The sequence below is a fragment of the Prauserella cavernicola genome, from assembly GCF_016595675.1.
GTDB classification, from domain to species: Bacteria; Actinomycetota; Actinomycetes; order Mycobacteriales; family Pseudonocardiaceae; genus Prauserella_A; species Prauserella_A cavernicola.
Genome location: NZ_JAENJH010000007.1, coordinates 243,857 through 263,285, shown reverse-complemented (window position 1 = coordinate 263,285; position 19,429 = coordinate 243,857). Strand labels below are relative to the sequence as shown.

The following is a 19,429-nucleotide window of genomic DNA, read 5'->3' as shown; positions in this document are numbered from 1 at the left end:
GCGGTGGATTCGGGGCCGCCGCACCGCTCTCGCCCGTGCCCGGCGCCGACCCGCGCGTTATCGTCGCGTGATCGGCGAGGCGGCCTTGGGCACAGAGGCTTGACGCGGCGATTAGGATAGGCAAACCTTCACCGCATGGTTGCGCTTCTTTCCTCCCGGCGAGCCCGGCGAACCGGCCTCGGTGCCCTCGCCCTCGCCACGATGCTGCTCGCGAGCGCGTGCGGCGGCTCAGAACAGTCCGAGTCGGACTCCGCGTCCGGCAACGCTTCCGACGGAGCGTTTCCCGTGACCATCGAGCACAAGTACGGCTCCACGACGATCGAGGAGCGGCCGGAGCGCGTCGTGGCCGTCGGCCTCACCGACCAGGACGCCCTGCTGGCACTGGACGTGGTGCCCGTCGCCAGCACGAAGTGGCTCGTCACGGACTACCCGGGCGCGGTCGGCCCCTGGGCAGAGGACAAGCTCGGCGACGCCGAGACCCCCGTGGTCCTCGACGACTCCAACGGCCTGCAGTTCGAGCGCATCGCCGAGCAGCAGCCCGACCTCATCGTCGGCCTGTACGCCGGGATGTCCCAAGAGGACTACGACACGCTCTCGCAGTTGGCGCCCACGATCGCGCAGCCCGAGCAGCACGCCGACTTCGGCATCCCGTGGCAGGAGCAGACGCGCACGGTCGGCAAGGCGGTCGGCAAGGCCGACCAGGCCGACCAGCTCGTCGACGACGTCGAAGGCCGCATCGAGTCGGTCAAGCAGGAGCACCCCGAGTTCGCCGAGGCGAGCGGGCTGCTCGCCACGACCTATGACGGATACTTCGTCTTCGGCAGCCAGGACCCGCGCTCCCGCCTGCTGAGCGCGCTCGGCTTCACGCTGCCCGAGGAGCTCGACCAGGTGATCGGCAACCAGTTCGGCGCCAACGTCAGCAGGGAACGCGCCGACCTGCTGGACACCGACGTGCTCATCTGGTTCGTCGGCGACGGCGGCGAACAGCTCGAGAAGGATCCGCTCTACAACCGGCTGCGCGTCGCGAAGGAAGGCCGTGACCTGCGGATCGACGAGTCCAGCGACTACGGCAACGCGTTCTCGTTCGCGTCGGCGCTGAGCATCCCCTACCTCCTCGACGAGCTCGTGCCCCAGCTCGAGGCCGCGATCGACGGAGACCCGGCCACCACCCCGTGACAACTCGCCGGTGACCGGAATCGCTCCGGTCACCGGCGAGACTCGTCGTCAGAGCACCTGGCTGCCGTACATCTCGCCGAGCGGGTCGGCGATCAGCTCCACCCGGGCGCCATCGGGGTCGCGGAAGTACACCGAAACCCCACTGTGGACCTCGTGCTCCACACCGGCGTCGGTCAGCCGGCGCACCAGCTCCTCCCACCGGTCCGGCTCGACGCTGATGGCGAGGTGGTGCAACCCGCCGAGCACCTCCGCGTACGGCCCGACGTCCAGTCCGGGGAAGTCGAAGAACGCGAGCAGGTTGCCATTGCCGATGTCGAAGAAGAAGTGCGACGAGCCCGGGTAGTCCCGGTTCTCGATCAGCTCGGTCAGCGGGAATCCGAGCACGTCCTGATAGAACCGGACGGTCCGCTCGACGTCACTGCTGATCAGAGCGGTGTGGTGAATGCCGCGTGCCGTGGAGGCCGGGCGCTGTCCCGCCGGCCTCAGATGCGCGTCGCGGATCCGGGCGCGCTCGGCCTCGTGCGCGGCGCGGTCGGGTGTCGATCGCGAAGTTGTCATCGGAGCTGTCCTCTCTGCTACGCGAACGGTGCGTCAGGCCACCGGCTGCGCGGTCTCGGCCTCGCGGGCGGCCACCCGCGAGGCGTGGGTGGGTGCGTCGGGCACTCCGGCTGGACGCTGGGCCGCGAACTCCTTGCGGAGCACCGGAACAACGTGCTCGCCGAGGAGGTCGAGCTGCTCGAGGACCGTCTTGAGCGGCAGTCCGGCGTGGTCGATGAGGAACAGCTGGCGCTGGTAGTCACCCACGTAGTCGCGGAACCCGAGCGTGCGGTCGATGACCTGCTGGGGGCTGCCGACGGTCAGCGGGGTCTGCTCACTGAAGTCCTCGAGAGACGGACCGTGGCCGTAGACGGGCGCGTTGTCGAAGTAGGGCCGGAACTCGCGCACGGCGTCCTGGCTGTTGGGGCGCATGAAGACGTGCCCGCCCAGCCCGACGATGGCCTGCTCGGCGCTGCCGTGGCCGTACTGCTCGAAGCGGCGGCGGTAGAACTCGACCATGCGCTTGGTGTGCGAGGCGGGCCAGAAGATGTGGTTGTGGAAGAAGCCGTCGCCGTAGTACGCGGCCTGCTCAGCGATCTCGGGACTGCGGATGGAGCCGTGCCAGACGAACGGAGCGACGCCGTCGAGCGGGCGGGGCGTGGAGGTGAAGCCCTGCAGCGGGGTGCGGAACTTGCCCTCCCAGTCCACCACCTCCTCGTCCCAGAGGCGGCGCAGCAGCGCGTAGTTCTCGATCGCCAGCGGAATGCCCTGGCGGATGTCCTGGCCGAACCACGGATACACCGGGCCGGTGTTGCCCCGGCCCAGCATCAGGTCGACGCGGCCGTCGGCCAGGTGCTGCAGCATCGCGTAGTCCTCGGCGATCTTCACCGGGTCGTTGGTGGTGATCAACGTGGTCGCCGTCGACAGCTGCAGGCGCTCGGTCCTGGCCGCGAGGTAGCCGAGAGTCGTGGTGGGTGAGGACGAGAAGAACGGCGGGTTGTGGTGCTCGCCCAGAGCGAACACGTCGAGCCCGACCTCCTCGGCCTTCCGCGCGATGGTGACCACGGCCTTGATGCGCTCCGCCTCGGTGGGTGCGCGGCCGGTGGTGGGGTCGGTCGTGATGTCACTGACCGAGAAGATCCCGAACTGCATGGCATTCCTCCGTCGATCGAGGGCCTGCCGTCAGTGTCCGCCGGTTCGCGGTGGCCGTGAGGCGCCCTCGACAACCTCACTAGTTGACGTGTCATCTACATCTTAGGGAACCCAGTTGACACGTCAACTATTCCGCCGCGAGGGAAATCCGATTGCCGGGAGGGGGGCGGGTTGTGACAGTCTGGTCAGCGGGACTTCGACGCTGCGGCCCCTGATCGACTTCTTCTCTCACCCGAGGTGCACCCATGATCGACTCTGCCCACAGTACGGCCGCGGCCTCTGACGAGAGACCCGCCGCACCACGGGCCACCCTGCTGATCGGGGTGCTGGTCGTCTCGGCGTTCGTCATGATCCTCAACGAGACGATCCTCAGCGTCGCCCTGCGCGACCTGACCGTCGACCTCGGCGTCTCCACCACCACCGTGCAGTGGCTGACCAGTGGCTTCCTGCTCACGATGGCCGTGGTCATCCCGACAACGGGGTTCCTGCTCGAGCGGTTCACACCACGCCAGGTGTTTTTGACCTCGCTGACGCTGTTCAGCATCGGCACGCTCATCAGCGCGCTCGCGCCCGGCTTCGCTGTACTGCTGGCGGGCCGCGTGGTGCAGGCGTGCGGTACCGCGGTGATGTTGCCGCTGCTGATGACCACCGTGATGCGCCTGGTGCCGCCGCACCGGCGCGGCGCGACGATGGGCACGATCACCATCGTCATCGCGGTCGCCCCGGCGCTCGGCCCCACCATCGGCGGCGCGATCCTGTCGTCGCTGGGCTGGCGCTGGATGTTCCTGATCGTGCTGCCGCTGTCGATCGCCGCTTTGGTGATCGGCGCGGTCTGGCTGCGCCTCGACAGCGAGACCCGCTCCAAGCCGCTCGACCTGCCGTCGGTGCTGCTGTCCGCGGTCGGATTCAGCGGCCTGCTCTATGGCCTGTCCTCTGTCGGTGAGGGCGGCGGTGGCGAGCACCCCGTGCCGCCGTGGCTGCCGCTGGTCGCTGGTGTGCTGGCACTCGCGGTGTTCGGCTGGCGCCAGACCCGCCTGCAGCGCGAGGACAAGGCCCTGCTCGACCTCCGGCCGTTCACCCAGCGCAGCTTCGTGGTGGCGCTGACGCTGTCGGCCCTGCTGTTCATGTGCCTGCTCGGCGTCGCGGCGATCCTGCTGCCGCTGTACCTGCAGACCGTGCTCAACACCACGACGTTCGTCAGCGGCCTGGCCGTGCTGCCGGGCGGGCTCGTGCTCGGGGTGCTCGGCCGTCCCGTCGGCGCACTGTTCGACCGCTACGGCGCCCGGCCGCTGGTGATCCCCGGCGCGACCGCGATGGCGGGTTCGCTGTGGCTGTTCACCACGCTCGGCCCCGACTCGTCACTGGGCACGGTGATCGCCATCCACGTCCTGCTGATGAGCGGACTCGGCCTGATGATGACGCCGCTGATGACCGAGGCGCTCGGCTCGCTGCCCGATCACCTGTACTCGCACGGCAGCGCCATCCTCGCCACGCTGCAGCAGGTGGCGGGCGCGCTCGGCACGGCGGTGTTCATCACCGTCGCCGCTCTCGGCAGCGCCGCGGGTGCGGCCAGCCCCGACGCCGACGGCCTGCACACGTCGTTCATCGTCGCCGGGTGCATCGGCCTGCTCGCACTCGTGGCCGCGCTGTTCGTCCGCCGCGCCCCCGGCGCCGCGCAGCAGACCGGCACCGACAGCGGTACCGACACGGATGACACCGACGGCACGGGCACCGAGAAGGCCGTGAGCGGGGCGCGCGCGTAACGAGCGCGCGTCAGGCGGTGGCGTCGAGCCGGGCCCTGACGCGGTCGGTGATCGAGGTCAGCGCCGCGACCTCTTCGGTCGTGAGCTGGTCGAACACGAGGTCGCGGACGGTCTCGACGTGGGCGGGCGCGGCCTGGTCGATCGCGGCCCTGCCCTGATCGGTGAGCACGACGAACGCGCCGCGGCCGTCGTCGGGACAGTCCTGCCTGGCGACGAGGCCACGCTTCTGCATGCGGGCGAGGTGGTGCGAGAGCCTGCTCTTCTCCCACTGCAGCGCCTCGGCGAGCTCTCCCGCGCGCAGCCGCGGCTGCGGCTGGTCGGTGAGCTTGACCAGCACGTCGAAGTCGGCGAGCGAGAGGCCGGAGTCGGCCTGGAGCCTGCGGTGCAGGCGCGCGGTCAGCTCGGCGTTCATGTCGAGGTAGCCGCGCCACGCGCGTTGTTCGGTGTCGTCGAGCCAGCGGGTCACGTGCCCGAGCCTAGCTCACTAGTTGACGTGTCATCTTTACCGTTGCTCCGTTGCGCGCAACCGGATGCGACGTTCGGGTGTGCCCGCGTCACAGTTCTGTGGCACGAGACTGTCATCCCGTCACAGAGATGAGGGCGCACCGCTACGTATCGTTGCCCCGCCCCCGCGCCCGTTCCTATCGTGGCCGCGATCACTGCGGATCCCGGAAGGACTTGTGATGGCGCATCAACGGCGATCGCCCCGGCGCGACGGGGCTCCGGCCCTCGAACGGCGCCGGTTCCTCGGCTACCTGCTCGCGGCACCGACCCTGGCGGTCGCGGCGCGGCTCGGCGCCGACCTGAGCTCGGACACCCCGGCCGAGGCCGCGATCCCCAGCCTGCCGGGGCCCGCCGACCTGCTCGACCTCGGCGACGCGCTGACGCTCGCGGCCGCGCCGACGTCCGGGCTCATCGGCATCCAGCTGAACCGGGACGGCACCGTGTCGTTCGCGGTCCCGAGGGCCGAGGTCGGCCAGGGCATCACCACCACCGTCGCGATGCTCATCGCCGAGGAGATGGACCTGCCGCTGGAGAAGGTGGGCGTGAACCTCGCCGACGCCAGGCCGGAGCTCGTCTTCAACCAGCTCACCGGCGGTTCCAACTCGGTGCGCTCGCTCTACACTCCGGTGCGCACCGCGGCCGCCGTCGCTCGCCGCCGCCTGCTGACCACCGCCGCCGAGCAGTGGAAGCTCGACCCGGCCACGCTCACCGCGCGCGACGGCATGATCCGCTCGAGCGCGGGCCACTCCGCGAGCTACGGCTCGCTGGCCGAGGCCGCGGCCAGCCCGCGCACCGAGGAGGTCAGCACGACGCTGAAGGCGGCCGAGGAGTTCCGGATCATCGGCACGCCGACGACGCGGATCGACGCGCTCGACGCCGTCACCGGGCGCAAGCAGTTCACGATGGACCTGGCGGTGCCGGACGCGAAGCCGACCATGATCTGCCGCCCTCCCACCACGAGCGGCACCGTGCGCTCGGTGGCCAACCTCGGCGCCGTGGCGGCGATGCCGGGGGTCACCGACGTGGTCGAGGTGTCCTCGGGCGTGGCCGTGCGGGCCGAGACCTTCGGCCAGTGCATCGACGCCGTCCGGGCATTGCGGGTCGACTGGGGACCCGGACCGGTGGACGGCGAGTCGGACGCCAGCGTCGAGGACAAGCTCCGCGCGGCGACCCTGCCGATGGCGGTGCCGCCCGTGCTGACCAAGACCATCGACGCCGAGTTCGTGTTCAACTTCGCCAGCAACAGCGCGCTGGAGACCAACTGCGCGATCGCCGACGTCCGCGCCGACCGCGCGGAGATCTGGTCGGGACTGAAGTCGCCGATCGTGGCGCAGGAACAGATCGCGGCGATGCTCGGCCTGCCCATCCCGGCGGTCACGGTGCACGTCGTGACGGGCGGCGGTTCGTTCGGGCGCAAGCTGTTCGGCGACGCCGCGCTGGAGGCCGCCGAGGTCTCCCAGGCGATGGGCAAGCCGGTGAAGCTCATGTGGCACCGGGCCGACGACTCCCGCCACGGCCGCACCCACCCGATGTCGATCTCCCGGATCCGCGTCAACCACGCGCTGGGAAACGTGGTGAGCTACGAGCAGCGGCACACCAGTGTCACCACCGACTTCGGGCACGGCCTCGGCGAGATCCTCACCGCCGTCGCGGCCAAGCTGCCCGTGGGCGACGTCGGGTTCTCGCAGACGGTGTTCCTGCTCTCGCAGTCCAATCCGTACAACTTCGGGGTGGTCACCAACCTGCTCAACGAGGTGCCGCTGAAGTTCCATACGGCCAGCATGCGCAACGTCTACTCCCCCAACGTCGTGTGCGCGCGCGAGCTGGTGGTCGACCAGCTGGCCTCGGCGATGGGCCAGGACCCGCTGACGTTCCGCCGCGGCTTCCTCAAGGACGAGCGCTTCCGCACCGCGCTGGACAAGGCCGCCGAGGTCGGCCAGTGGGGCCGCGAGCTGCCCGACGGCATGGCGCAGGGCATCGCGTTCCACTGCGAGTACAAGAGCGCCAGCGCCGTGCTCGTGGAGATCGACTGCAGGCCCGAGACCGTCGAGCGCCCGATCCGCGACGGCGTGGGCGGACCGCGCGTGACCAGGGTGGCCGCCGTGGTGGACGCGGGGCTGCCCATCAACCCGAAGGGCCTGGAGGCCCAGACCATCGGCTGCGTCAACGACGGCATCGCGCTGGCGCTGACCTCGAGCCTGCACATGGACAACGGACTGCCGCTGGAAGCCAGCTGGGACAACTACTTCTACACGCGACAGTGGAACACGCCGCCGGAACTGGAGGTGGTGGTGCTGCCCGCCACCACGGGCGAGCCCGGCGGCGCGGGCGAGCTGGCCGTCGCCAGCGCGTTCGCCGCCACCGCGGCCGCCTACGGCAGGGCCACCGGCACCATGCCGACCCGCTTCCCCATCAACCACGGCACGCTGAGCTTCGAGCCGAAGCCCACGGTGCCGCCGATTCCCGACTCGCCGGTCGACGGCCTGGCCCACACGTTCTGAGGAGTCTTCGTTGTCCCCACACACTTTCTTGGTCAACGGCACTCGGGTCACCGTCGACACCGACGACAAGGTCCGGCTGCTGTGGGTGCTGCGCGACCTGCTCGGCATCACCGGCCCCAAGTACGGCTGCGGCATCAACGTCTGCAAGGCGTGCACCAGCCACCTCAACGGCAAGGCGTTCAACCCGTGCTCGGTGCCGGTCTCGGCGGTCGGGCCCGACGACGAGATCACCACGATCGAAGGGATCGCCGACGCCGAGTCCGGCACTTTGCACCCGATGCAGGAGGAATGGCTCGCCCACGACGTCGCGCAGTGCGGCTACTGCCAGCCGGGCCAGATCATGGCCGCCATCGCGAAGGTCAACCAGGCCCACGCGCAGGGCAGGGAGATCAGCGACACCGACCTCGACGAGATCCGCAACATCTGCCGGTGCGGCACGTACTCGCGCATCCGCGACGCGGTGAAGACCGCGGCGGCGAAGATGTAGCGCAGCTGCGGCGAAAACGCCCCGCAACCTCCGCGGTTGCGGGGCGTTTTTCCTGAGGCGGGCACGGTGCCGCCCGGTCGTGTTAGATGTCTGCTCGCGGCATCCTCGACGGGGAGGGCGGACATCTGATGCGCTACACGGGCGCCGAACCGGAGGTGGCGGAACTGGCCGCCCGGGTGTGGTCGCGGTTGCCGGAGCTGACCAGAACCACCTACGAGCTGATCCTCGACGACATGCCGGTGTATCGCGAGCAGCGATTCGTCACGCACGAACAACTGCTCGCCTCGTGCCGCGACAACCTCCAGTTCCTCGTCCGTTCCCTGCAGGAGACCGGCGCGCCCGACCTGTCGAAGGCGCGCGCCACCGGCAGGCAGCGCGCGCTGCTCGGCGCTCCGCTGCCGGAACTGCTGACGGCGTTCCGGATCGGGTTCACCGGTGTGTGGCGGTGCTGCGTCGAACTCACCGCACCGGCACAGGACCTCGCCACGCTCGTGTCCGTCACGACGTCGATCTGGACCCTGATGGACGACTACCTCGAGGAGCTCACCACCACCTACCGCGAGACGATGGCCGAGATCAGCCGGACCCAGCAGAATCGCAGGCTCGCGCTCGTCGAGGCACTGTTCGCGGGCCGCACCGCGACCGAGGGCACCCTGTGGGACATCGCGCGGATGCTCGACCTGCCGCTGGACGGCACGTTCGTGGTCGTGGCCGCCGAAACCCCGGGGCTGGGCCAGGAGTCGCTGCCGCTGATCGAGCACCGGCTGCTCCGCCAGCACCACGCCTCGGCCTGGCGGCTGACGCCCGAGCTGCAGGTGGGCGTGGTGTCGTTGCGCGAACCCGAGCCGGTGCTGGCGCTGCTGCGCGAGCAACCACGCGGGCGCGTCGGCGTGAGCCCCGTGTTCACGGGCCTCGGCGAGACGGCGCGGGCACTGCACCTCGCGCGCGTCGCACTGTCCAGCGTGGACCCGGGAGCCAGGGAGGTGGTGCAGTTCCACGAGTCGCCGCTGGCCGGCCTCGTCGCGAGCGACCCCGAGGCATCGGCACAACTGGCCGGTCAGGTGCTGCGGCCGATCCTCGAACTCCCCGGCGAGGAAAGCAACGTGCTGCTGCTGACGCTGCGGGCGTGGTTCGAGAGCCAGGGCTCCACCAAGCTCACGGCCGAGCGCGTGTTCTGTCACCCCAACACGGTGCGCCACCGGCTCAAGCGGATCACCGACGTACTGGGCCGCTCGCTCGGCGACCCCGCCGACATCGCGGAGCTCGGCACGGCACTGCGCGCACTGGCGATGTTCGGCGAGAGCACCCGCCGGGCCGTGCGCGGCGGCTGAGGCTCCGGCTAGCCGGACGCAGGTGCGAGCCAGAGCCCGACGAGCGCGTCGGTGAGCCCGGCCGCGGCGTCCTCCCACGTCGCGCGCGAGGTCGGCTCGCCGTCGGCCAGCGCGCGCTCGCGTTCGGCGAGCATGTGCGTCATCAGCACCCGCGCCATGTCCCGGCGCTCCGCCCTGACCTCGGCGGGCAGATCGGGAAGGCACCGGCCGAGCCCTTCGGCGGCCCGCACGAGCGACGGCGACCCGAGCGACTCCTCGGCCATGATCCGCCGGTACACGGGATCGGTCGTGATCTGGGCGCCGAACCGCCCGTACCAGGTGGGGCTGCCGAGCTCGGCGAGATGCCGGGCCGGCGGCACCACGAGGCAGGCCATCCAGGCGCGTACGTCGGTGGACCCGGCGACCTCCTCGACCAGCTCCCTGCGCAGCACCTCGACCCGGCCGCTGTGCTTGCGCACGATCGCGCGGACCAGATCGGCCTTGGTGCCGAAGTGATAGCTGACAGCGGTGGTGTTGCCCTGCCCGGCGGCCTCGCCGACCTGGCGGTTGGACACCGAGTTCACGCCGTGCTCGGCGAAGAGCCGCTCGGCGGCGGCGAGGATCAGCTCGCGGGTCGCGGCGACCTTGGCGGACCTCGTCGTGCCCGTCATCGTCATCACCGCGCCTGACATCCGTGCCGAAGTCCGTGTCGCATCGCACCACTCTTCCTCATCGACCCACCCCACCGGGCGGTGGCCGGTCACCTCGGAGTGCTATCTTAATTCAATCAGTTGATTTAAGTTCCAGTGGCACGACGGGAGCCGCCCTTCATGACCCACGCCCTCAGCAGGCCCCCAGAGACACCAGCGCCTCCGCAGGTGCGCCCGAACGCCGTGGTCGCTGCGCTCGCGTTCGGCGGCATCGTCGTCTCGCTCATGCAGACCCTCGTGATCCCGCTCGTGCCGCTGCTGCCGTCGCTGCTGGGCGCATCCGCCGCGGACACCACGTGGGCGATCACCGCGACGCTGCTCGCCGCCGCCGTGGCCACGCCCACCGTCGGCAGGCTCGGCGACATGTACGGCAAGCGGCGCATGCTGCTGTTCAGCATCGGCATGCTCATCGTCGGATCGGTCATCTGCGGACTGTCCGAGAGCCTGGCGCCGATGATCGTCGGCAGGGCGCTGCAGGGACTGTCCGCGGGTGTGATCCCGCTCGGCATCAGCATCATGCGCGACGAGCTGCCCGCCGAGCGGCTCGGCGGGGCGACCGCGCTGATGAGCGCCTCGCTCGGCGTCGGCGGTGCGCTGGGCTTGCCCACGGCGGCGTTCATCGCTGAACAGGCCGACTGGCACGTGCTGTTCTGGACCGCCGCGGCACTCGGCGTGGTCGCCGGGGCGCTCGTGCTCGCGATCGTGCCCGAGTCCAGCGTCCGCACCGGAGGCCGCTTCGACCTGCCCGGCGCGGTCGGCCTGTCGGTCGCGCTGTTCTGCCTGCTGCTGGCCATCTCGAAGGGCGCGGACTGGGGCTGGGGCAGCTCGACGACCCTGGGCCTGCTCGGCGCCGCCGTCGTCGTGCTGCTCGCATGGGGCTTCTGGGAGCTGCGCACGCGGCAGCCGCTGGTCGATCTGCGCACCTCCGCCCGGCGTCAGGTGCTGCTCACCAACTGCGCGTCCGTGGTGTTCGGGTTCGCGATGTTCGCGATGTCACTGGTGGTGCCGCAGCTGCTGCAGCTGCCGGAGGCCACCGGCTACGGGCTCGGCCAGACGATCCTTGTCGCCGGTCTGGTGATGGCACCCAACGGTCTGGTGATGATGGCGATGGCGCCGTTGTCGGCCCGCGTCTCGCGCACCATGGGCCCGAAGGTGACGTTGATGCTCGGCGCGGTCGTGGTGGCCGCGGGCTACGGCCTGACCATCGTGATGATGGGCGAGATCTGGCAGCTGGTGATCGCCTCCAGCGTCGTCGGCGCCGGGATCGGGCTGGCCTACGGAGCGATGCCCGCGCTCGTCATGGGCGCCGTGCCGGTCTCCGAGACCGCCGCCGCCAACAGCCTCAACACGCTGATGCGCTCCATCGGCACGTCGATCTCCAGCGCCGTGGCGGGCGTGATCCTCGCGAACCTGACGATCGACCTCGGCGGCACGCCGGTGCCCTCGCAGGACGGGTTCCGCGTGGTGCTGGCCATCGGCGCGATCGCCGCCCTCGCCGCGCTCGTGGTGGCGTCCTTCCTGCCGGGCAGGCGCGCGGCCAAGCCCGCACCCGGCCCGGAACCCGCTCCGGAGCCCGTGATCTCGCCCGCGGGCGAGATCACGGGCGTGCTGCGCGTCAACGGCGGCAGCGTGCTGACCGGCGGCGTGGTGACGGTGACCGGGCCCGACGGCCGTCAGGTCAGCCGGGCCCGCTCCGGTGTCGACGGCGAGTACGCCGTGACCGGTCTGGCCTCCGGCAGCTACACGGTGATCGTCACCGCCGAGGGGTTCCACCCCGACGCGACCTCGGTGGCGCTCAACGGTTCCGGTGCCGTGCACGACGTGACACTGGCGGGCCACGGCGTCGTCACCGGTGTCGTGCGCCGCGCCGCGGCCGGAGCCCCCGTCGACGGCGCGGCGGTGACCGTCACCGGCACGCTCGGCCAGGTGCTCGGCAGCACCGTGTCCGCGGCCGACGGCGCGTTCGCGCTCGACGGGCTGCCCACCGGGGAGGCCACCGTCACCGCGCAGCTCGAGCACCACCGCCCCTGCGCGGTCACGGTCACCCTGACGCCGCAGCGGCCCGTCGAGCTCGAGCTCGTGGTCGCCGCCGCCGGACGGCTTCGTGGCACGGTGACCGCGCCCGGTGGCGGCGGTCTCGCGGGTGCGATCGTGACCGTCACCGGGGCGGGCGGCGGCCAGGTGGCCAGCGTCGTCACCGACGCCGAGGGCCGTTACGAGCTGCCCGGTCTCAAGCCCGGCGACTACACGGTGGTGACGAGCCTGTACCGGCCCTCGGCCCACGAGGTCACGCTCAGCACCGAGCAGCACGTGACCCTCGATCTCGAGCTCACCTCGGACGTCAGACGCTGATCGCCCCGGTCAGCACCGCGAAGCCGATCCACGCGAGCGAGGCCAGGATCACCCACAGCAGGGCGAAGCGCTGGAACTCGCCGAGGTCCTTCTTGATGAGCCCGAGCAGCACCCACAGCGGAGCCGAGGCGGGGCCGACCGAGTGCAGCATCTGGCCGATGACGCCGGCCCTGGCGATGTCGTAGGCCTCGATGCCGTACTGCCCCGCCGATTCGGCGAGCACCGGCAGCACGCCGAAGAAGTACGCGTCATTGGACATGAAGAAGCTCAACGGCAGGCCGATCAGCGCGGTGAACACCGGGATGAGATTGCCCAGCGAGTCCGGCACGGCGGCCAGCAGCGCCTGCGCCATCGCGTCGACCATGCCGGTCTCGGACAGGATCCCGGTGAAGATCCCGGCACCGAGCACGAGCATCACCACGGGCACCGCCGACGCCGCGTGCCGCCGGATCACCTCGCCCTGGTCGGCGAGCTTCGGGTGGTTGACGAGCAGCGCGATCACGAAGCCGCCCATGAACAGCGTGACCAGCGGCGCGACGCCGGTGATCAGCAGGACGAGCAGCAGCACGGTGAGCCCGGCGTTGAACCACAGGCGCCAGTTGCGCGCGGCGGCGCGGTCGGGGGCCCGCTGCGCGATCTCGGCCGCGACCTCCTCGATCACGGCGCGGTCGATCCGCTTGCGCTGCCCGCGGCCGAGCAGGTAGGCGATCCCGATGATGAACAGCGACGTCAGGGCCAGCGACGGGATGATCGGCACGAAGTACTCGGTGGCGTCGAGGTGCAGGACCGAGATCGCACGAGTCGCCGCGCCGCCCCACGGGGTCGAGCCGGAGATGGCGCCGAGGCTCATCGTCGCGATGGCCGCGATCACGAGCGGGTTCATGCCGATGCGGCGGTAGATCGGCAAGAACGCCGAGCAGATGATCATGTAGCTCGTGGTGCCGTCGCCGTCCAGTGCCACCAGCAGCGAGAGCACCGCGGTGCCCACACAGATGCGCACCGGGTCCCCTTTGGACAGCCGGATGATCCCGTTGGAGATCGGGTCGAACAGCTTGGCGTCCATCATCACGCCGAAGTAGAGAACCGCGAACAACAGCAGGATGCCGGTGGGTGCGACGGTCTCGATGCCGGCGAGCGCCATGTCACCGAGATCGCCGCCGCGGCCGGCGATGATGGCCGCCACCACGGGTGCGGCGATGATCGCGACGAAGGCCGTCGCGTACTTCCGCATCACCAGCACCATGAAGGCACCCAGGGTCAGAAAACCGAGTACGGCGAGCATCGTTGCGTCTCCACGGGCACGGGTCGGGGCCCCGGCGGACCGGGGCTGGGTAGGGAGAAGAGCGCGCGCGGGTATCCCGCGGCGCGGTGCTGGTGCTGGAAAGGCGGGCGGAGGGGTCAGTGCCTGCCGGTGTGCTCCTCGAGCGCGTGGGCGATCCAGCCCGCGACGCGGCCGAGGACGAAGACGGCCTCCCCCGCGCCGCGCACCATGTCGTGGGCGAAGCACAGGGCGCCGAGGGCGAACTCCACGTTGGGGTGCTCGTCGCTGCGGTTCTCGACCAGCTCGATCACCTCGCGCACCACGCGCAGGCGATTCGGGTCCACAGTGGAGTCGGCGAGCAGTTCGCCGAGCAGGAACGCCGCCCTCGGGTCGGCGCGCACGTAGCGGGGCTGGCCGAAACCGGGCAGCGGGCCGCCCCGGCGCAGGTGCTCGGCGACGACCGCGGCCACCTGGCCGGGTTCGCCGATGTCATCCAGCAGGCCGTGCACGGCGATGGAGGATCCGCCGTGCCGCAGCCCGCTGGCCACGCTCATCCCGGTCAGCACCACCGAGTACGGGTCGGCGTCGACCGAGGCGGCCAGCCGCACCGCCCTGGTGGACGGCGCGAGCCCGTGATCGGCGACGAGCACCAGTGCCTGGTCGAGCAGCCGGACACCTCGGGGACGGGCCGGAGCCGCGGTGAGCCGGGGCCACAGCTGTGCGGCGAGTGAGCCGGGATCACCGGTCTCGCCTCGCGGCGGGAGGCTGCGCACCAGCGCGGCCAGCAGTGACCGGGCGACGGCCAGCACCGCGGGTGTCGAGAGGTCGTAGCGCAGGCCGTCGACGGTGGCGATACCCGCGGTGGCGAGCTTGAGCCGGTCGAGCGGAAGACACTGGGCGGGCAGCGGCAGCGCCGCCACCTCGGCGGGCAGGTCCGCGAGCTCACGCCACGCGGGGACGTCGTCCTCGGCACCCCGCCAGAGCCACTCCACGGCCTGCTCGAAGGTCGCTGTGCGGGCCAGCTCCACGGCGTCGCGGCCGCGGTAGAGCAGCTGGTCGTCGACGATGGAGGTGACCTCGGTGCGGTTGGTCGGCGCCTTGCGTCCCGCCTGCTGGGCACGATCGCCGCGCGCCATCGCCTCGACGTCGGTGCGCCGGAACCAGCTCTGCCTGCTGCCCGGCTTGGAGTCGCGGGTCAGCTGCCCCCGGCTCACGTAGGCGTACACGGTCTGCCGTCGCACCCCGAGCAGGTCCGCGGCTTCGTCGGCCGTCAGTAGCTCACCGTCGGCCTCTGCCGTCTGCTCCGCCATCGCATCAGCCTCCTCGCTCGGCGATGGCGGTCACCGTAGGGGGCCACTCGCGAGGTTGTCAACATTGATCGGCTATGTTGACAATGTTGTTCGCGCTGGTCCACGCTGAGCGCTTCGCGGGCGAGGAAGCCGGCCCGGGACTCCTGACGCATGACGGCTTCGGATGAGGAGCGCCGATGACCACCACCCCGACCCCGTACGAGATCGCGCTGATCCCCGGCGACGGCATCGGGCCCGAGCTGGTCGACAGCGCGGTCCAGGTGCTGGAGGCGGCGGCCGGGCCGGACATCGCGCTGCGGTTCACGACCGAGGACGCCGGGGCCGACACCTACCGCCGCACCGGCAGCGCACTGTCCGACGAGACCTTCGCGCGGTTGAGCGGGTACGCGGGCATCCTCAAGGGTCCGGTCGGGCTGCCGGAGGTGCGCAAGCCGGACGGCACCGAGGGCGGGCTGCTCGGCGGGATCCTGCGCGGCGGGCTCGACACCTACGTCAACGAGCGGCCGATGACGCTGCTGCCGGGCATCGACCGGCCGCTGCGCGGCACCGCGCCGATCGACTACGTCATCGTCAGGGAGAACACCGAGGGCCTCTACCTCGCGCGCGGCCTCGGCGTCGGCAACGACCACGCGTGCACTGACCAGCTGCTGATGACGCGGCCTGGCGTCGAGCGCGTGGTCCGCTACGCCTTCGAGCTCGCCCGCACGCGCGACGGCGCCCCCGCCGACGGCGTCCGGCGCGTCACGTGCGTGGACAAGAGCAACGTGCTGCGCACCTTCGCGTTCTTCCGGCAGATCTTCGACGAGATCGGCGAGCAGTACCCCGACATCGAGCGCGACTACCGCTACGCCGACGCCGCCGGCCACGATCTCGTGGCCAACCCATCGCACTTCGACGTGCTGGTGATGGAGAATTTCCTCGGCGACATCCTCAGCGATGTCGGCGCCGCCACCATCGGCGGGCTCGGGATGTGCCCGGCGGGCAACATCGGCGACGGCACGGCGTACTTCGAGCCGATCCACGGCAGCGCCCCGACCATCGCGGGCCGCGACCTCGCCAACCCGACCTCCCAGATCCTGGCCGCGGCGATGCTCGCCGACCGGATCGGCGCTGCGGGACTGGCCCAGCGCGTGCGCGCCGCCGTGCGCGCGGCCTACGAGGGTGGGCACATCCGCATCCTGCCCACCGGTTCGCCGGAGGCGGGCACGGCGGCCGCCACGCGGGCGATCATCGACGCACTCGGCGACTGAGCGACGAGCCGGTGGGTGGCGGACGGCCCCGCCACCCACCGTCGTCCATTGTGTACTCGGTCCTCAGACGGTGCCGCAGCTCGACGGCTCGGTGGCGAGCACCGGGTCGTCCTCGTCGACCGCGGTGAACTCGACCCGATCGGTCTGGCGGGCGAGGTCGCCGTCGACGCTATAGGTCGTGCGCTCGCCGTCGAACGTGCCCGCCTCGGTGCGGTAGGCGTTGACGGTCACGAAGTCCCGCGCGCCGGTGTCCGGGTGGTCGACGCACGTGTAGCCCGACGTCGCGTTGACGCCGCCGCCCTCGAAGACGTCGAGCCGTGCGCCGTCCGGTGTGCTCACCGGGAAGATCTTGGCGCGCACGGGATCGTAGCTCCAGAGGTCGAAGGTGACGGTGTTGGCGCCCACGGCACGGGCGAGCACCACCTCGTCGCGGCCGTCGCTGTTGACGTCGACGCGGCGCGGCTGCTCGAGCGGTGCGAAGCCCTCCCCCTCGGTGGTCACCTCGACGGTGCGTCCCGCCACCTCGAAGGTCAGCGTCTGGGTGGAGTCGTCGAGCTGGCGCACCGTGACGCGGTCGAGTGTTCCGTCACCGTCCACATCGGCCGCGATGGTGCGGGTGCCCGGATCATCCTGCTGTGCCACCGCGGACAGCGGCGTCGCGGCGGCGAGCGCGGTGGCGCAGCCGAGCACGATGACACGAGCGACGTTGCTGGTCATGACGGTGTCCCCCTTCGTCAATCCTTTGCCTTCGCTACTGCACTGAAGACGTCTGGACCATCCACGGGGTTGCCCGGCGCGCGATCCGGGACGGGACACGACGAAGGGCCCGGGTCCGCCGTGCGGCGGTCCCGGGCCCTCGTCAGCGGATCAGGCTCAGACCAGGTCGTAACGGTCCAGCATCATCACCTTGTCCCACGCGGCGACGAAGTCGCGCACGAACTTCTCCTTGGCGTCGTCGCTGGCGTAGACCTCGGCGACGGCACGCAGCTCGGAGTTCGACCCGAACACGAGGTCGGCCCTCGTGCCGGTCCACGTGACCGCACCGGAAGCCCGGTCGACGCCCTCGAACGTCTCCTGGTCCTCCGACGTCGACTTCCACTCCACGTCCATGTCGAGGAGGTTGGTGAAGAAGTCGTTGGTCAGCACGCCCGGAGTCGAGGTGAGCACACCGTGCGCCGACTGCTGGACGTTGGCGCCCAGCACCCGCAGCCCGCCGACGAGCACGGTCAGCTCGGGCGCGCTCAGGTTCAGCAGGTTCGCGCGGTCGACGAGCAGGTACTCCGACGGCAGGCGGTTGCCCTTGCCGCGGTAGTTGCGGAAACCGTCGGCCTTCGGCTCCAGCGGAGCGAACGAGTCGGCGTCGGTCTGCTCCTGCGAGGCGTCGGTGCGGCCCGGCGTGAACGGCACCGTGACCTCGACACCCGCGGCCTTGGCGGCCTGCTCCACCGCGGCCACGCCACCGAGCACGATCAGGTCGGCCAGCGAGACCGACTTGGCGCCGGACTGGGCGCTGTTGAAGGACTCCTGGACGCCCTCGAGGGTGCGCAGCACCTGAGCCAGCGTGTCGGGCTCGTTGACCTCCCAGCCGCGCTGCGGCTCGAGGCGGATGCGGGCACCGTTGGCGCCACCGCGCTTGTCGCTGCCGCGGAACGTCGAGGCCGACGCCCACGCGGTGGAGACCAGCTGGGACACCGACAGGCCCGAGTCGAGGAGCTTGGCCTTGAGGTTCGCGACGTCGGCGTCGTCGACCAGCTCGTGGTCCACGGCCGGCACGCGGTCCTGCCAGATCAGCTCCTCCTGCGGCACCAGCGGGCCGAGGTAGCGCTGGAACGGGCCCATGTCGCGGTGGGTGAGCTTGAACCAGGCGCGGGCGAACGCGTCGGCGAACTGCTCCGGGTTCTCGTGGTAGCGCCGCGAGATCGGCGCGTACACCGGGTCGAACCGGAGCGCGAGGTCGGTCGTCAGCATTGTCGGCGGGCGGGTGAGCTCACCGCTCTCCGGGTCCGGCACCGTGTTGGCACCGGCGCCGTCCTTCGGCTGCCACTGGTTGGCGCCCGCGGGGCTCTTGGTGAGCTCCCACTCGTAGCCGAACAGGTTGTCGAAGAAGCCGTTGCTCCACTGGGCGGGCGTGGAGGTCCAGGTGACCTCGAGCCCGCTGGTGATGGCGTCGCGGCCCTTGCCGCTGCCGAAGCTGTTCTTCCAGCCGAAGCCCTGCTCCTCGATGGAGGCGCCCTCGGGCTCCGCGCCCACGTACTCGTCGGCGTCGGCGGCACCGTGCGTCTTGCCGAAGGTGTGGCCACCCGCGATGAGCGCGACGGTCTCCTCGTCGTTCATCGCCATGCGGCCGAACGTCTCGCGGATGTCGCGCGCCGCGGCCAGCGGGTCCGGGTTTCCGTTGGGGCCCTCGGGGTTGACGTAGATGAGGCCCATCTGGACCGCGCCGAGCGGACGCTCGAGGTCACGGTCGCCGCTGTAGCGCTCGTCGCCGAGCCAGGTGCGCTCGGGACCCCAGTAGACGTCCTCGTCCGGCTCCCACACGTCCGCGCGGCCACCGGCGAAGCCGAAGGTCGTGAAGCCCATGGTCTCCAGGGCGCGGTTGCCCGTGAAGATCATCAGGTCGGCCCACGAGATCTGCTTGCCGTACTTCTTCTTGACCGGCCACAGCAGCCTGCGGGCCTTGTCGAGGTTGCCGTTGTCCGGCCAGCTGTTGAGCGGCGCGAAACGCTGCATGCCGGCGCCGGCTCCACCGCGGCCGTCATCGATGCGGTAGGTACCCGCGCTGTGCCACGCCATGCGGATCATGAGACCGCCGTAGTGACCGAAGTCGGCGGGCCACCAGTCCTGCGAGGTGGTGAGCACCGCGTCGACGTCCTTGGCCAGTGCGTCGAGGTCGAGCTTCGCGAACTCGGCCGCGTAGTCGAAACCGCCGTCCATCGGGTCGGAGGCCGGGGTGTGCTTCCTGAGGATCTTCAGGTTGAGCTGGTTCGGCCACCAGTCGTTGTTGCTCCCACCCTCGGTCGGGTGCTTGAAGCGCCCTGCGGAGACCGGGCAGCCGCCCGAGCTCTCCACGTTCATCTCGCCAACTTCGGCGTCCGGCTTGTCAGACACGGAAATCC

Annotated in this window: 15 protein-coding genes; 7 read left to right on the top strand and 8 right to left on the bottom strand. The window is 70.7% G+C overall.

Features of this window, described 5'->3' with window-relative positions; genetic code table 11:
- Nucleotides 1–135: 135 nt before the first annotated feature.
- On the top strand, nucleotides 136–1,176 hold the full coding sequence (locus tag JHE00_RS25535) for an iron-siderophore ABC transporter substrate-binding protein (RefSeq protein WP_200322614.1): 1,041 nt from the start codon (nucleotides 136–138) through the stop codon (nucleotides 1,174–1,176).
- 48 nt (nucleotides 1,177–1,224) lie between these two features.
- On the opposite strand, the gene JHE00_RS25530 is transcribed toward JHE00_RS25535, so the two are convergent.
- Together JHE00_RS25530 and JHE00_RS25525 are read right to left on the bottom strand one after the other, a co-directional pair.
- Nucleotides 1,225–1,734 carry a VOC family protein gene (locus tag JHE00_RS25530; protein ID WP_200322612.1) on the bottom strand — a complete coding sequence of 170 codons (510 nt, stop codon included), beginning with the start codon at nucleotides 1,732–1,734 and terminating at the stop codon, nucleotides 1,225–1,227.
- A gap of 33 nt (nucleotides 1,735–1,767) precedes the next feature.
- Nucleotides 1,768–2,865 (bottom strand): LLM class flavin-dependent oxidoreductase, encoded by a 1,098-nt coding sequence (locus tag JHE00_RS25525; protein ID WP_200322610.1) that lies wholly within the window; start codon nucleotides 2,863–2,865, stop codon nucleotides 1,768–1,770.
- A 245-nt stretch (nucleotides 2,866–3,110) separates the two neighbouring features.
- Here JHE00_RS25525 and JHE00_RS25520 point away from each other — a divergent pair, with 245 nt between their 5' ends.
- A complete protein-coding gene (locus JHE00_RS25520) occupies nucleotides 3,111–4,628 on the top strand; it encodes a DHA2 family efflux MFS transporter permease subunit (RefSeq protein WP_200322608.1) in 1,518 nt (505 codons plus the stop codon).
- Between the two features lie 10 nt (nucleotides 4,629–4,638).
- Here the strand turns inward: JHE00_RS25520 and JHE00_RS25515 are convergent, their stop codons facing one another.
- Entirely contained in the window at nucleotides 4,639–5,094 is a 456-nt protein-coding gene (locus tag JHE00_RS25515; RefSeq protein ID WP_200322606.1) for a MarR family winged helix-turn-helix transcriptional regulator, read from the bottom strand.
- Between the two features lie 217 nt (nucleotides 5,095–5,311).
- Here JHE00_RS25515 and JHE00_RS25510 point away from each other — a divergent pair, with 217 nt between their 5' ends.
- The 3 genes from JHE00_RS25510 to JHE00_RS25500 all read left to right on the top strand — a co-directional run bounded on the left by JHE00_RS25510 (nucleotide 5,312) and on the right by JHE00_RS25500 (nucleotide 9,451).
- Nucleotides 5,312–7,633, top strand: a complete 2,322-nt coding sequence (locus JHE00_RS25510) for a molybdopterin cofactor-binding domain-containing protein (protein ID WP_200322604.1) — start codon at nucleotides 5,312–5,314, stop codon at nucleotides 7,631–7,633.
- Between the two features lie 10 nt (nucleotides 7,634–7,643).
- Nucleotides 7,644–8,120 (top strand): (2Fe-2S)-binding protein, encoded by a 477-nt coding sequence (locus JHE00_RS25505; RefSeq protein WP_200322602.1) that lies wholly within the window; start codon nucleotides 7,644–7,646, stop codon nucleotides 8,118–8,120.
- Between the two features lie 128 nt (nucleotides 8,121–8,248).
- The gene (locus JHE00_RS25500; protein WP_200322792.1) at nucleotides 8,249–9,451 is read left to right on the top strand and encodes a PucR family transcriptional regulator; all 1,203 of its coding nucleotides are present in this window, start codon (nucleotides 8,249–8,251) and stop codon (nucleotides 9,449–9,451) included.
- Nucleotides 9,452–9,459: 8 nt separating this feature from the next.
- Here the strand turns inward: JHE00_RS25500 and JHE00_RS25495 are convergent, their stop codons facing one another.
- Nucleotides 9,460–10,107 carry a TetR/AcrR family transcriptional regulator gene (locus JHE00_RS25495; RefSeq protein WP_372440498.1) on the bottom strand — a complete coding sequence of 216 codons (648 nt, stop codon included), beginning with the start codon at nucleotides 10,105–10,107 and terminating at the stop codon, nucleotides 9,460–9,462.
- Nucleotides 10,108–10,260: 153 nt separating this feature from the next.
- On the opposite strand from JHE00_RS25495, the gene JHE00_RS25490 reads away from it, so the two are divergent.
- Nucleotides 10,261–12,492 (top strand): MFS transporter, encoded by a 2,232-nt coding sequence (locus JHE00_RS25490; RefSeq protein ID WP_200322598.1) that lies wholly within the window; start codon nucleotides 10,261–10,263, stop codon nucleotides 12,490–12,492.
- Here JHE00_RS25490 and JHE00_RS25485 read toward each other — a convergent pair.
- The gene (locus JHE00_RS25485) at nucleotides 12,482–13,774 is read right to left on the bottom strand and encodes a CitMHS family transporter (protein WP_200322596.1); all 1,293 of its coding nucleotides are present in this window, start codon (nucleotides 13,772–13,774) and stop codon (nucleotides 12,482–12,484) included. The two genes, JHE00_RS25490 and JHE00_RS25485, sit on opposite strands and share 11 nt — an antisense overlap.
- A 116-nt stretch (nucleotides 13,775–13,890) precedes the next feature.
- Nucleotides 13,891–15,063: a citrate/2-methylcitrate synthase gene (locus JHE00_RS25480; protein ID WP_200322594.1), complete on the bottom strand. Its 1,173-nt coding sequence runs from the start codon at nucleotides 15,061–15,063 to the stop codon at nucleotides 13,891–13,893.
- A gap of 176 nt (nucleotides 15,064–15,239) precedes the next feature.
- On the opposite strand from JHE00_RS25480, the gene JHE00_RS25475 reads away from it, so the two are divergent.
- Entirely contained in the window at nucleotides 15,240–16,313 is a 1,074-nt protein-coding gene (locus tag JHE00_RS25475; protein WP_200322592.1) for an isocitrate/isopropylmalate dehydrogenase family protein, read from the top strand.
- Nucleotides 16,314–16,376: 63 nt separating this feature from the next.
- Here JHE00_RS25475 and JHE00_RS25470 read toward each other — a convergent pair whose 3' ends face one another.
- Both JHE00_RS25470 and katG read right to left on the bottom strand, forming a co-directional pair.
- Nucleotides 16,377–17,030 (bottom strand): hypothetical protein, encoded by a 654-nt coding sequence (locus JHE00_RS25470; protein ID WP_200322590.1) that lies wholly within the window; start codon nucleotides 17,028–17,030, stop codon nucleotides 16,377–16,379.
- 156 nt (nucleotides 17,031–17,186) lie between these two features.
- Nucleotides 17,187–19,421 (bottom strand): catalase/peroxidase HPI, encoded by a 2,235-nt coding sequence (gene katG / locus JHE00_RS25465; protein ID WP_307832099.1) that lies wholly within the window; start codon nucleotides 19,419–19,421, stop codon nucleotides 17,187–17,189.
- Nucleotides 19,422–19,429 lie beyond the last annotated feature (8 nt).